Source organism: Blautia sp. CAG:257 (assembly GCF_000433815.1).
Lineage (GTDB): Bacteria > Bacillota > Clostridia > Lachnospirales > Lachnospiraceae > Blautia_A > Blautia_A caecimuris.
This window is the reverse complement of record NZ_HF999080.1, coordinates 1-12,770: the sequence shown is the minus strand read 5'-3', so window position 1 is coordinate 12,770 and position 12,770 is coordinate 1. Positions and strand designations below refer to the sequence as shown.

The window sequence follows — 12,770 nt, the reverse complement described above, 5'->3', positions numbered from 1 at the left end:
AGCTTTGGATGAAGAAAAATTTCCGGATTTTCCACAATGATCAGATCTGCCGCATCATCCATTGTTTCCTCACAGGTTTCCAGAAGAGACAGCATATAAATGCTTCTCATTCCCTTTCCAAGAGAATTAATGGACTTATATTTTTTCTGCTTTTCATCATAAACCTCCGCGGTAACAGAAAGCATCTTTTCAATATCCCGGTTCATGGAATAAAAAATCTGCTCTTTCCCTCCGTTTTTCCGAAACCTCTCATTCACCCGTCTGGAAAAATCATTCAGATTCAGCTGATAAAGCTTATAATCCAGAAGCCTTGCCGTCTCAAAAGCATTCAGCTCCCGGGTTGTTTTCTGGTTGAGATATCCAATGCAGGAAAAGCAGTGGGTGCAGGTTTTTGCCCGGTCAAATATACAGCAGTCGGAACGCATTTGTTTCAGCAGATCATCCTCCTGCAGAAGCAGAAGATTTTCCTGAAGAAAATCCAGCTTTCTCTGAGCGTCTATATAGTAAACACGGGGAAGAAGCCTTGGGATACTGGTATTATTTTTCTGATAACCGTCACTGTACCGGATTCTTCCCTGTCTGTTTGCCACAAATTCAAAGGTCAGAATCCCATCCTGATAAGAGGGCAGCTTCCGGCAAAAATCCTGATACCAGGAAGCATAATTCCTGTATGGACTGATCATGCGCTTTTTCTGCATTCTTGTAAGGTCTTCCTCGGTAATCCTCAGCTTTACCATAATCTCTATGTTTGGATAGTCCTCCAGAAAATCCTCCTGCTGAATCTGATAATCTCCGCTGACTGCTCTGATCGCATCCAGTACTGCTGTTTTTCCCGTGTTATTCTGCCCCACCAGGATCAAAGCATTCTCAATGTCGGCAATGTGAAGATTTTTAATGGATTTAAAGTTGCGGATCTTAAGGTCAGTAATCTGCATAGTGTGCGCCTCCCTCCGGGCTGAGTATAGTATCTTTTTGCGCTGCCATTCTCGCAGACGTGCAACGAACTGCATTCTACAAGCAGTTCAGTCCGGCGGCACGATGAATGCCCATATCTGTTCAAATATCTATTTAAAGTGTCTCATACATTTCTTTCAATTCTTCCAGAATCTCCTCCTTTGTTCTGCCAACCAGCCCTAATTGCTTAGTATCCACGTTTTCATTTTTCATCCGCTGAACAAACTCTTGAATATCGGCATAAACTCCTTGGGGAACCGCAGTCTTGACCGCGGGATCAAGCAATTCCGTCAGACGGAAAACATCGTTCTTATGTTTCTTGATGTTTTTGCTGTCAACGTGTTCTCCTGTGACTTTACGATCCGTCAAATCCATCCATGCTTTTGCCTTAAACGGAATCAAGTATGCCGCATCCAAAACAGTCACTCCACCAACAGTGACTTTTCCCTGTTTCAAAAATTCATAGTAATCCTCATCCAAAAGAATAGCAGACAGGCTCGAAATATCTTCATCCATGGGCAGCGGCGTTAAAGTTGCATCTTCTGGAAGCTGAATAGCATCCGGTTTTCGAGTAAAAAGTTCAATCATCGCAGGATACTGATTCGTGATCGGGTGACTAAACCGATAAAACTGCGGTACTCCCGAACTTTTGTTGCAATGCTCATATCCCGCCTGTTTTACATATTCCCAGAATTTCTTTCCAAAATTTGCATCAACTGCTTCTATAATCAAGACAAGGTCAATATCCTTTGTTGCACGGAAGTCCAGTCCTTCCTCCGCCATCAGAATGTCACACGCCGTTCCACCAATAATAGCATACTGCTCTTCACTTTCCTTGAACCATTCCTTAAAACTGTCAATTCCTGTAACCATCTATTTTCCTCCACAGTTCATTCAACATTTCTTCAACTGCTTCTTCAACTCGTTCATCTGCATCTTCTCTCAATGCCAATGCCAGCGAAAGTTCATCTACAACATTTCGCGCAGACAATTTTCGTGAATTGTATCTCCACATTTCTACGGCCACTTGCACCTGCGAATCTTGCAAGCTATTAGTCATAACACCTTTCCATTGAGAGATTCTTTCTGCCGCATAACATTTAACATTCGGTGCATTCAGCATGGAACACTCTGCCAATGCCGAATATCCACTTTCCAGCAAGTCTGTTCCCACACATTCTTTCGGAATATAAACCGTTCGTTTTATTGGGTTCAACAACTTATCTCCTGCTTTCTGGAACAGTATTTTCGGAGAATCCTCAGATTGCAGAATCCTATGCACACCTACTTTCCTGATATGCAGCAATCCCATTTCTTCAAGCTGTTTCGATGCCCTCGATATAGAAGTAGGTGTCAGTTCCAAATCCTTCGCAGCCTGACTTGTGGATAGTTCTTGTGCGCCTCCGTAAATGAAATGCAGCAGAAGCATCTGCGCCGATGGAAGTATTTCTTCCCGTAACTTTTTTTCAGCATTGCACCGTTCCTGCAAATATATCGCCATAAAAGGCAAATAAATTTGCTTTCCTTCTACAATAAAAGGGATCTTCTCACGAATCAAATATTCTTTCTGGCGAAAGCTAAGTTCTTTTAGCACCAGCACAACGGGTAAGTTCTCATTTTTCTGTATCCGGGCAATATGCTTTTTCAGTACTTCAATCCGTTCCAGTTCTGTCTTAAGATAAAGAAAAACCGCCTTCTGCTCATTCATAGACACCATCTGTAAGCGATACCTTGTTGCTATAAAATTGGGTAAGTGCTTAAACTCCACATCCTCATAGATAACCTTAACTCCAAGAACTTTATCGAGATATTCCATGTCATCACCTACACTCTTAACTCTTTTTCTGCATTATAACTCTTTTTAAGTTAAGATACAATATTTAAGTTAAAATAAGTCAAAAATCAATATCACAATAAATATTTTTTACGAAAAAAACCCGGTGCAACATGAGCGTTTCACCCACACTGCACCGGACATTTCACCAACTGACTTGTACAGCTTTCATATTCTCTTTTACTCCTCGGTATTCCGGAGCCGTTCTACGATACTTTCTTTCTTCATCCGGTTATAAGCCAGATGAGGCACCAACACTGCCAGGACAAGAAACAGCGGAAGCATGATCACAAATGCCAGGAAATTCGGACGATAAGCAAAAAACATGATCACGTTATTCAGAGCCAAAAGAATTATTCTGGAAAGAGCAGTGCCCAGAGCCACGCTGATGATTCCTGAGATCAGAACATAATACAGGCTTTCCTCCAAAATCATCCGCTTCAGCTGCTGCTCGGTCATTCCTATGCTGCACAAAACTGCAAATTCATGCTTTCTGGCAAGTATTCCGGTAATAATAGAATTAATAAAATTCAAAATACCAATAAAGGCGATCACGGCGCTGAGTGCAATACCTATCATACGGATTGAACCGATCATGGTCTGGAACCCCTCTTCCAGACTGCTCTTTGTCAGATATCCCATATTTTTATTTACATTCTCTGAATAATCCTTAACCGCCTGCGTAAACTGCTCCAGATATTCCTCTTCTACCTCATAAGAAATGCCGAAGCACCAGCTGTCAAGGCTGTTCTGTACATCCTTCTTTGGGAGCACCGCCTGTACACCGTTGACCGGCCGAGACTGATCTGTCATACTTGCCGGAATTTCCACGATTGCCATTACCTCATATTCTGTTTCCTTCAGGTTTTCCCAGTAACCACCTGTGGAATTTCCATTTTCATCCTTTGTTTCTATAAAATCCGAATCCTCTGAGGCCTCAAGAACTTTCAGTTTTTCTCCTGGTTCATACACAGAAGCGCCGGCTGTATAATCTCCTATAATATCAGTGAGAAGAACGTAACCTCCCTGGGCAAATTTCTGCAGATCCAGTTCTCCCTTCAGTACCTTCAACTTTGGCAGTACAGCTTCATCATAGGCATAGATCCTTGTATCAAGCTGCTGTTTTTCTTTTGCATTATGAATAACCTCCATACCCCATTCATCCTGACGAAGCTTTCCTTCCTCCTGATATTTCCGATAACGGTTCAGGGCTTTCTCATCCATAAAAATATCTGCGATTCCATAGACCTGCCATAATTCATTTTTGGAAATCACTCCCGGCTGTGAATCTGCCAGCTTTACATAGTCTTTGTCCAATTCATAATCAACAACTCTTACTGCCCCGTTTCCCACAATATTCGTTGATGCCAGCAGAACATCTCCCAGAAGCCTTTGTTCCAGATAGGCATCCACACGAAAGCTTCCCACCCCTGTGAGAACCATACAGAGAAGTATCGTGCTCATGGATAGAGAAACCAGAACCAAAGCTGTCTTTTTTCTGCTTCGTCCCAGATTGGAAAGAGCCATACGGTGAATCTGAGCGCCGGTTTCTGATTTTTTGTTCTTTTTACGGCTTCTGTTTCCCTCTGTATAACGAATAGCTTCGATAGGAGAAACACTTCCTGCAATTTTTCCCGGTTTGCGACAGCTGATAAATACTGTGATCAGGGCAAACAAAATTCCAAATACTGCCACTGACAGCCGGAATTTTATTTTAAGATCCAGATCTGTATAGGCTGTCATTTCCATTACAAAAGGAAAAATAAGATCTGACACCGCATATCCTGATGCAAGTCCAATGGGAATTCCCACTGCCGACAAAATCAGGGCCTGTCTACGTATCATACTTCTGATCTGTTTCTTTGTAGTGCCCACTGTTTTTAACAATCCATAAAAACGGATATCCTGAAATACAGAAATATAAAAAATATTATAAATGATCAGATATCCGGCCAGCAGAATAATCACAAGCGCAGAGCATAAAACCACTATTGTCAGGGGATCTAAATTTTCTGCCCGATTCTGCATATACGCCCAGTTCACACCATAATCAAGAGACTCTTCCCAACTGTATCCTTCATCCTCTCCATTGGGATAATAGCCTGCTTCCCGGATCACGGAACGAACGGTTTCCTCACTGTTTTTTGGGCTTTCAAAATACAGGCCAACCGAATACAGACCAACACCTGCCTCCTGTGGATTTTCCTTTCCCCATTTCTTAAAATCCCTGTCTGTAAGGTTTCCCTTCAGCTGGTTCCAGAAGGCTTCTGATACATAAAGCTCCGAGGCATGTCCCAGCCTGTTTCCCTCATACCAGCCGCACACCCGGAAAGTCCTTGTGATCTTTTTCCCATGAAACGTAAATTCCAGAGGTATCTCCCCTCCCAGCTTATGAGGAAGTCTCAATTCATCTAAAACATACGTGTCAACAATAATATCCTCCTCTTTCTGTGGCATAGTGCCTTCTTCCAGTTTGATAAAAGAATTTTCCAGCTCCTCTTCTCCCTGTGGCATCCTGATCTCATACTGACGTTTATTCAGATTTTCAGCTACGCCAATAAAAATATTCCATGTATAATCTTTTACCCGACTGTCTGATACTGTTTTTTCCATCTGCTCCGCTGTTGCAGCCTTCAGACCTGCATGAAATCTCCCCCCGACCTCACGCATGGTAGATTCCTGCATGGCATCGGAAATTCCTGTTCCCATGGCTGCCAGTGTGGTAAACAGCATACAGGTAAGAGCAATGGCTGCAATGGCAAACGCATTTCGCATTCTGTTGTTTTTCAGACTTCGCATGGAAAGGCGCCGCATTACTTCCTGATTATTATTTCTCATCCTGCTCCCCTCCTACGATCTTTCCGTCCTCAATACGGATCACCCTGTCTGAAAGCTGAGCCATAACCTCATTATGAGTGATCATCACAATGGTCTGCTGAAACCGCTCTCCGGTCAGCTTCAGAAGTCCCAGAACCTCCTGACTTGTCCTGGAGTCAAGATTTCCTGTTGGCTCATCAGCCAGGATAATCGCAGGTTTGCTTGCCAGAGCCCTTGCAATGGCAACTCTTTGCTGCTGTCCTCCTGAAAGCTGGTTGGGCATACTGTTCTTTTTATTCTGGATGCCAAGCATCTCCATAATCTCCTGAATGAACCTGCGATCCGGCTTTTCCCCGTCAAGCTGAATAGGAAGTACAATATTTTCGTAAACATTCAGTATAGGCACAAGATTATAATTCTGAAAAATAAATCCAATATTTCTCCTTCGGAAAATTGTCAGCTCTGCTTCGTTCAGCCTAAAAATTTCTTTTCCTGATACAACTACACTTCCTGAGGTGGCATAGTCCAGACCGCCTAACATATGAAGAAGCGTACTTTTTCCGGATCCGCTTGTACCAACCACTGATACAAACTCGCCTTCCTCCACAGAAAGATTCACCCCATCCAGAGCCTTTACCTGATTCTCACCTGATCCATAATATTTTTTCAGATCTACTGTCTTTAAAATTTCCATGATCTTCGCCTCCTTCTTTTTATTTTTTATCATATCACTGGTTTCTGACATGTTCCTGACAAAAAAGAAAAAAGTTCTTACAAAACTGTCAGAACTTCATTCAGAAGGAATACGCGGAAGCTGCTGCCTTCGCCCGGTCGGGAAACTGCCGTAACATATCCTTTTTCATTATTTAAAATTAACTGGGCCAGATACAGGCCGAGACCGCTGCCCTGCGTCTGCGCCGCATTGCCGCTTCGGTAAAAACGTTGGAAAATTTTATTATATTCTCCCCTGGGAATTCCGATTCCCTGATCTGTGATTTCTATCTGGGTATACAGCTCCATCGGATATACCCGAACTGTAACTATACTTCCTGAAGGAGAATATTTTACCGCATTATCCAGAATATTTTCAAGAGCCTCTGCTGTCCATCTAGGATTGTGATACAGCTTTCTGTCCTCAAATGCTTCTACCATAATCGTAATATTTTTATCCTCTGCCTGAGCATAAACGCCGCTTACTGCCTGTCCGATGGTTTCACGAATACCTGTATATTCCGCAGAAAAGGAGATAATCCCCTTTTCCAGCTGGGAGGCTTTCAGCATATTTTCAAGAAGCCACTGCATCTTTTTTGCCTGAGCTCCGGCCAGATGTGTGAATCTCTCACGTTCCTCTGCTTTAAGAGATTCATCCTCCAGAAGCTCCGTATACATGATCACATTTGCCATAGGTGTTTTCAGCTGGTGAGTAAGATCTGAAAGGAGCGCCGCAACCTCATCTCTTTCTTTTTTTGCCTGAACCTCTTTTTTCTCAGCCTGATTCAGAAGTCTCTGCAAAGTGTTTTCCAGTTTTGACTCCTGTGTCTCTTTCATAGTAGAAAAACCGGCTGTGCCTGTTTCCTGGTAATCCCGAAGCAGTTTCTGCATACGTCTTAAACGGTTCAGGTAATAAAGACCAGGAAGTAAAGCTGCCGCAAGTGCCAAAATCAGAACACCTGTCAATATTCCCTGCGTCATTTCCGCTCCTCCCACAGATATCCCATTCCATGAACAGTTTTTATATATTCCGGATGAGAAGCGTCTTTTTCTACTTTTGTACGAAGCCGCCGGATATTGACCATTAAAGTATTTTCCTCTACAAATTTTCCTCCATTATCCCACACATGGGACAAAATCTGCTCTTTTAAAAGCACCTGGTTTTTGTTTTCCAGAAAATACTTCAGAATACGATATTCCGTCAGGCTTAAGTCCAATTCCTCATCCTCTTTCCATGCTCTCATTTCTTTATTATCCACACGGATCTGTCCTGAGATAAGCTGCCCGGCTTTTTCCGACTGGCCTCCCTGCCTGCGAAGGAGAGCTGCAATCCTTGCCTTTAAAACTGCCAGTGAAAATGGTTTCGCAATATAATCGTCCGCTCCGCTTTCCAGACACATGACCTGATCGATCTCCATGTCACGGGCAGTGATCATCAGTATGGGAATCTTCCACTTTTCTGATATTTCACGGCAAAGCATAAGCCCGTCACCATCCGGCAGATTCCAGTCCAGCAGTATCAGATCCGGCTGAATTTGTTCAAGAGCCCTGCGGCTGTCGCTGCAGGCAGAAAACCGTTCTGTCTCATACCCTTCTTTTACAAGCATGAAGGAAATCCCCTCTGCCAGAGCCTCATCATCCTCAATTAAAAATATAAGCATTTATGTCCCGACCTCCTGAGTCCTGCTGCACTCAAACAGCGCTTTTGATCCTGAAAGAATCACTTTGTTTTTTAGGATATCATGATATCTTCCATGAAGCAAGACAGACTCAGGAAATCCTCTTATCTCTTCATACAGATCCACAGTGAAGCCTCGGCTCCCTGTGACTTATCCACATTATGGTATTCCACAAATCCCCCCTGCCGTTTCATGAAATCTGCTGCAATTGAAAGCCCCAGCCCCTGGTGAGTTCTGTCATGGCGGCTTTCATCTCCGCTGAAAAATGCTTCTTTTCCATGAAAAAGAGCCTTTTGACTAAATCCCGGTCCGTAATCCCGCACAGAAACCTTCAGATATTCCCTGTGGTCCTGCCACTGTCCGCTGTCTGATTTTCCTGCAGGATCACGTTGTCTTGTGAAGTCCTGATTCCCCATGAAGTTCTGTCTTACTATAGGATCATGTTCCCCTACAAACTCTTCCTGCGAAGCTTCTCTTCCAAGATGCTTTTCAATGGTCACACAGATTCCTTTCTCCGGGTCTGTATGCTCTATGGCATTGTCTACCAGATTCCCCCAGGCTCTGAGAATCTCCTCCTTACAGCACAGAATACTTTTCGCTTCTTCAGGGCTTCCCTCTAAGGGGAAGATATCCTGATTTACGTTTTTCCCGGAATCTTTTTTTGCTTCTTTTTTCTGCAGCTGTTTTTCAGTCCTCACCTCAAAGGATAGCGGTATTTTTCGAACTGCTGCAAGCTGCCTTACAAAATCGCAAATTTCCCCTGACAATTCTTCTACTGAGACTTCCTGCCAGCTCTTTTGTTCCTTTTGCCCCTTCAGTACCTGTCTCATGGAATCCAGATAATCTGCGATAAATCCTGCATTTTTAAGGATTTCCTCAGCACATTCCCGGTCATCCTCCTGCAGTTCTGCCTCCACAAGAAGCTCCGCATTCCCCCGAACTACGGTCAGAGGTGTTTTGATATCATGGGTAAGGGCAGAAAGCTGCTGTTTTTTCAACTGTTCAGTATCCCACTGGGTTTTCAGAGAGACCTTCAGAGCCTCTTTCATTTTTTCCAGGGAAGCCATAACCTCGTCCACCTCCCGGATCTCAGAGGTCTCAGCAGCAAATTCCAGATCATTTTCAGAAATACGCGCTGTTGCCTCAGTAAGGCAGGCAAGCTGTTTTTTCAGCTTTCTGCCAAATTTCCCGGACAGGTAACATCCGTTTAACACAGTAAGAGTAATAAAAACTCCCAGCGTCAGAATCATATTAAAGGTTTCCGGCGAAGGAAGAATCTCATTCAGTTTTTCTTTTGCATAGCGCATGGCAACAAAATACTTGATAATACAGATTTCACCGTTATTTTTTTCCACAAAAAAATAATATCCTTTTTCCTGAGGGTATATAGTATCTGTTTTATATTTTTTCCAGGCGTCCTTCTGCACCTCTTCATCAAAGGTTCCGTAAAGAAAGCTGCCCTCCCGGTCAAACACACCGTAAAGACTGCCCGAAGGAATCATTTCCTCTTCTGTAATATCCGCTTCCTGAAGCGTTTCCTTTGTATTTATCAGCTGCTGCTCCGCGTAATTTGCCGGAAGAAAAGGACCGGACGGAATCAGGATCAAAAAAAACATTACCGCGCCGGAGATCAGCGCCGCAAAAAAAGTTCCTGTCACAAACATAAAAATATAACGGCCAAACAGTCCTGCAAGCGAAATCTTCTTTTTTCTTATTTCCATTTATATCCGATCCCCCACACAGTCTCTACCGGCGATACCCCATACTTCTGAAGCTTTGCCCGGATATTTTTTATATGCTCGGTAATGGCAGAGCTGTCCCCCTCTCCGTCGTACCCAAATACATGCTCGTAAATCCTTTCCTTGGAAAAGACCTGTCCCCGATTCAGAGCAAGATATTCACAGATGGCATACTCGCTTTTTGTAAAAGGAATCTCCGCTCCCTGAAAAAACACCTGTCTGGAATTCAGGGAAAAAGACAGCTCTCCCAGAGTTATCACATGCTTTCTTTCTCTGTTTTCTCTCCTTAGGTGGGCGGCAACCCTTGCTCTCAGCTCTCCCAGGCCAAAAGGCTTTGTAATATAATCATCTCCGCCGATTCCAAGACCGGTCATAAGATCGGCCTCGTCTGTTTTTGCTGTCACAAAAAGGATAGGACAATCTACCTGGTCACGGATTCTCCGGCACAAACTGAAACCGTCTATCCCCGGCATCATCACATCCAGAAGAATCAACTGATAATCATTCAGGCGCCGAAAATCCAGTTTTTCCGGATCGTCCAGAGTATCTGTCTGATATCCTTCTTTTTCCAGGGCTTTACGTATCACGTTCAAAATCCCTCTGTCATCATCAACTACCAGAATCCGCGTCATTTTTTCCTCCTCCTATTCGGAAACCTCTCTTCCCTCATAAAAATGAAACCATATAAAGATTATGACACAAAGAACCGTTCCCAGCAAGATACAGGTCAGAATATCTCTCAGATCTGTATTGGCAGCTCCCAGAGCCGCTCTTCTATTAAATTTTTCCGCAAGATACAAAGAAGTTCCCCGGGAACTCCAGGAACAGGGGAAATACTGCCATTTTCCCTGTCCAAGTCCTGTCAGAAACAAAGCGGAGATCAGAAGCTGCCCTATGGAAACAGCAATAGACACTGTTTTTGAAAAACAGAGATTCAGAAACAGATGCTCCAGATAAAGAGGCAGACTTCCAAGCCAGAGAAACACTCCTGCTTTCAAAAAAATAGAAAACGGGATCTCCATATCACCCAATATCGTTCTGTTTCCCACTCCATAGAGTATCACAGAGCCCATTACTGCCAGGAAAGCCAGAATTTCAAGGCTCATCCATTTTGCCAGAAAAATGCTTTCTCTTTTTCCCGTAGTCATAAGAAATCCCTGCAGATGACCGGATAACTCCAGCTCTATGTTTCCGGCGCAGATCACAGATGCCAGTACCGGAAAAACAACTCCCACTGCCTGCACAAAAACGGAAAACTGAAGCTGTGCGCTGATTCTTGTCCATGCCAGAAAAAGAACGCCGGCAGCCACAGGAACAATCACATGAAGGGGAAACAAAAAGGTGTGGCGCATTTTATAAAACTCTGCTTTTAGCTGTCTCATTATTTTTCCACCTGCCTTTGAAACCATTTTCGTGTAAAATACCAGAGCGCAGCAAACCACAAAAGAGAGACCACAACTCCAACCGCAGCAGCCGGTATGCTCATAAGCTGAGGCGTATATGTCATCTGTCCCGGCTGTGCCGGCAAGCCGTTAGGCAGAGTCTTTAAAACAGGACACATCACTCTTGGAGTGATCCCATAAGGAATAAGGAAAAATAATTTTTCCAGAGCCATAAGAGGACCGGCTACCTGGCTTAGTCCCACACTTATGATCACCATAACCAGCACTCCTGTTTTCTGCACCAGAAACAGACAGAAGGGAAGCTGCCACAAAGAAGTCAGCCAGATCAGTATTGCCGCAAGAATCTGAGCCGGTACGGACGGGGCATTAAAAAAGGTCATATGAAGTCCTCTTTCCATAATGACAGAACCTGCAAGAACAAAAACCGTCAGAAACAAAGTGGCAAGTCCGCTTACCATAACCGATAACAGCACCTTTGCATCCCAGATCCTTCCCATATCTGCCGGAAGCACCCAGATTGTACGGTTTTGCTTTTTATGATCCTTTCCTCCAATCTGAGAGCAGGCCACTGCCAGAAATCCCGGCATCATCAACATGTACCACCAGTTATATCCGTCCATGGCAAAATAATTATGAGTCAGCTGGGCAGACAGAAAAGCGCTTACCGCAGGCATCAATATCATCAGCCACCAAAGAAACGTATGACGGTATTTCATTTTTTCTGCTTTAAGATATGTATTCATTTATCTCGCCCCTCTCTCTACTGCCACAATTTTCATAAAAAGCTGTTCCAGATCCTGACTTTCATCCACAATTCCCTCATATCCCAGTTTTCCATTTGCTATAATTCCTATATAATCTGCAGTCTGCTGAATCTCACTTAAAATATGGCTGGATACCAGAACCGTGATCCCCTGATCGGGAAAGCTCCGGATCAGATGGCGCAGTTCCTGGATACCCAGAGGATCCAGACCGTTTACCGGTTCATCCAGAACCAGAAGCTTTGGATGTCCCAGAAGAGCAATGGCAATTCCCAGCCTCTGCTTCATTCCCAGAGAAAATTTCCCAGCGGGCTTTTTTCCTGTGTCAGTCAGATCTGCAATCTCCAGCACTTCCCTCATCCGTGCTTCTGTTTCCCCCAGGATCAAAGCCCGTACCTTTAGGTTTTCCCAGGCAGAAAGATTTTCGTAAACAGGCGGAGTTTCAATCAGGCCTCCGATATCCTTCAGATCCTTTCTGCTCCAGGGATGCCCCTGAAAAATAATCTGTCCGGAGTCCGGCCGCAAAAGCCCTGTTATCATTTTTAACAAAGTGGATTTTCCTGCTCCGTTCGGCCCCAGAAGCCCGTATACACAGTTTTCCGGTATAGACAGAGAAATATTTTTTAAAACCTGCTGCTTTTTGAAAGACTTTTCAAGATTTTTGATCTCAATGATATTCTGACTCATCTTTTCCCTCCTGTAAGTAAGATATGTTTAAGAATCCCGGGAATTTTCGGTCTGACGTTACCCGTTGTTCTTATTGTACCTACAGGATAAAAGACAATTATAAGGAATTTATAAGGAAATATACTTTTGAAGAAATTTAACAACAAAAATTTCGCTCTGCTCCTGACGAGCCATAAAAAGGGGGG

12 protein-coding genes are annotated in these 12,770 nt (G+C 43.7%); all 12 read right to left on the bottom strand.

What is annotated here, in order from left to right:
- Positions 1-935 (bottom strand): AAA family ATPase (locus QVP40_RS09865; protein ID WP_288200460.1); only part of this gene is annotated, 935 nt, incomplete at its 3' end.
- A 133-nt stretch (positions 936-1,068) separates the two neighbouring features.
- On the bottom strand, positions 1,069-1,827 hold the full coding sequence (locus tag QVP40_RS09860; protein WP_022068273.1) for a hypothetical protein: 759 nt from the start codon (positions 1,825-1,827) through the stop codon (positions 1,069-1,071).
- Entirely contained in the window at positions 1,811-2,770 is a 960-nt protein-coding gene (locus tag QVP40_RS09855) for a MarR family transcriptional regulator (protein ID WP_022068272.1), read from the bottom strand. The genes QVP40_RS09860 and QVP40_RS09855 overlap by 17 nt, the downstream gene beginning before the upstream one ends.
- A 198-nt stretch (positions 2,771-2,968) precedes the next feature.
- Positions 2,969-5,626: an ABC transporter permease gene (locus tag QVP40_RS09850; RefSeq protein ID WP_022068271.1), complete on the bottom strand. Its 2,658-nt coding sequence runs from the start codon at positions 5,624-5,626 to the stop codon at positions 2,969-2,971.
- Positions 5,616-6,299, bottom strand: a complete 684-nt coding sequence (locus QVP40_RS09845) for an ABC transporter ATP-binding protein (RefSeq protein ID WP_022068270.1) — start codon at positions 6,297-6,299, stop codon at positions 5,616-5,618. The genes QVP40_RS09850 and QVP40_RS09845 overlap by 11 nt, the downstream gene beginning before the upstream one ends.
- 77 nt (positions 6,300-6,376) lie before the next feature.
- Positions 6,377-7,297: a sensor histidine kinase gene (locus tag QVP40_RS09840; RefSeq protein ID WP_022068269.1), complete on the bottom strand. Its 921-nt coding sequence runs from the start codon at positions 7,295-7,297 to the stop codon at positions 6,377-6,379.
- Entirely contained in the window at positions 7,294-7,977 is a 684-nt protein-coding gene (locus QVP40_RS09835) for a response regulator transcription factor (protein ID WP_022068268.1), read from the bottom strand. The genes QVP40_RS09840 and QVP40_RS09835 overlap by 4 nt, the downstream gene beginning before the upstream one ends.
- A 122-nt stretch (positions 7,978-8,099) precedes the next feature.
- Positions 8,100-9,716: a HAMP domain-containing sensor histidine kinase gene (locus QVP40_RS09830; RefSeq protein WP_022068267.1), complete on the bottom strand. Its 1,617-nt coding sequence runs from the start codon at positions 9,714-9,716 to the stop codon at positions 8,100-8,102.
- Positions 9,707-10,366 (bottom strand): response regulator transcription factor, encoded by a 660-nt coding sequence (locus QVP40_RS09825; RefSeq protein ID WP_022068266.1) that lies wholly within the window; start codon positions 10,364-10,366, stop codon positions 9,707-9,709. The genes QVP40_RS09830 and QVP40_RS09825 overlap by 10 nt, the downstream gene beginning before the upstream one ends.
- Before the next feature lie 12 nt (positions 10,367-10,378).
- Positions 10,379-11,116 (bottom strand): lantibiotic immunity ABC transporter MutG family permease subunit, encoded by a 738-nt coding sequence (locus QVP40_RS09820; RefSeq protein ID WP_022068265.1) that lies wholly within the window; start codon positions 11,114-11,116, stop codon positions 10,379-10,381.
- Positions 11,116-11,880, bottom strand: a complete 765-nt coding sequence (locus tag QVP40_RS09815) for a lantibiotic immunity ABC transporter MutE/EpiE family permease subunit (RefSeq protein WP_022068264.1) — start codon at positions 11,878-11,880, stop codon at positions 11,116-11,118. The genes QVP40_RS09820 and QVP40_RS09815 overlap by 1 nt, the downstream gene beginning before the upstream one ends.
- Positions 11,881-12,585: a lantibiotic protection ABC transporter ATP-binding protein gene (locus QVP40_RS09810; protein ID WP_022068263.1), complete on the bottom strand. Its 705-nt coding sequence runs from the start codon at positions 12,583-12,585 to the stop codon at positions 11,881-11,883.
- Positions 12,586-12,770: the final 185 nt, after the last annotated feature.

Excerpts from the sequence above, each read along its gene's own strand:
- QVP40_RS09835 (WP_022068268.1), bottom strand. The coding sequence starts at position 7,977 with ATGCTTATATTTTTAATTGAGGATGATGAGGCTCTGGCAGAGGGGATT.
- QVP40_RS09855 (WP_022068272.1), bottom strand. The coding sequence starts at position 2,770 with ATGGAATATCTCGATAAAGTTCTTGGAGTTAAGGTTATCTATGAGGAT.
- QVP40_RS09860 (WP_022068273.1), bottom strand. The coding sequence starts at position 1,827 with ATGGTTACAGGAATTGACAGTTTTAAGGAATGGTTCAAGGAAAGTGAA.
- QVP40_RS09850 (WP_022068271.1), bottom strand. The coding sequence starts at position 5,626 with ATGAGAAATAATAATCAGGAAGTAATGCGGCGCCTTTCCATGCGAAGT.
- QVP40_RS09815 (WP_022068264.1), bottom strand. The coding sequence starts at position 11,880 with ATGAATACATATCTTAAAGCAGAAAAAATGAAATACCGTCATACGTTT.
- QVP40_RS09820 (WP_022068265.1), bottom strand. The coding sequence starts at position 11,116 with ATGAGACAGCTAAAAGCAGAGTTTTATAAAATGCGCCACACCTTTTTG.
- QVP40_RS09825 (WP_022068266.1), bottom strand. The coding sequence starts at position 10,366 with ATGACGCGGATTCTGGTAGTTGATGATGACAGAGGGATTTTGAACGTG.
- QVP40_RS09840 (WP_022068269.1), bottom strand. The coding sequence starts at position 7,297 with ATGACGCAGGGAATATTGACAGGTGTTCTGATTTTGGCACTTGCGGCA.
- QVP40_RS09810 (WP_022068263.1), bottom strand. The coding sequence starts at position 12,585 with ATGAGTCAGAATATCATTGAGATCAAAAATCTTGAAAAGTCTTTCAAA.
- QVP40_RS09845 (WP_022068270.1), bottom strand. The coding sequence starts at position 6,299 with ATGGAAATTTTAAAGACAGTAGATCTGAAAAAATATTATGGATCAGGT.
- QVP40_RS09830 (WP_022068267.1), bottom strand. The coding sequence starts at position 9,716 with ATGGAAATAAGAAAAAAGAAGATTTCGCTTGCAGGACTGTTTGGCCGT.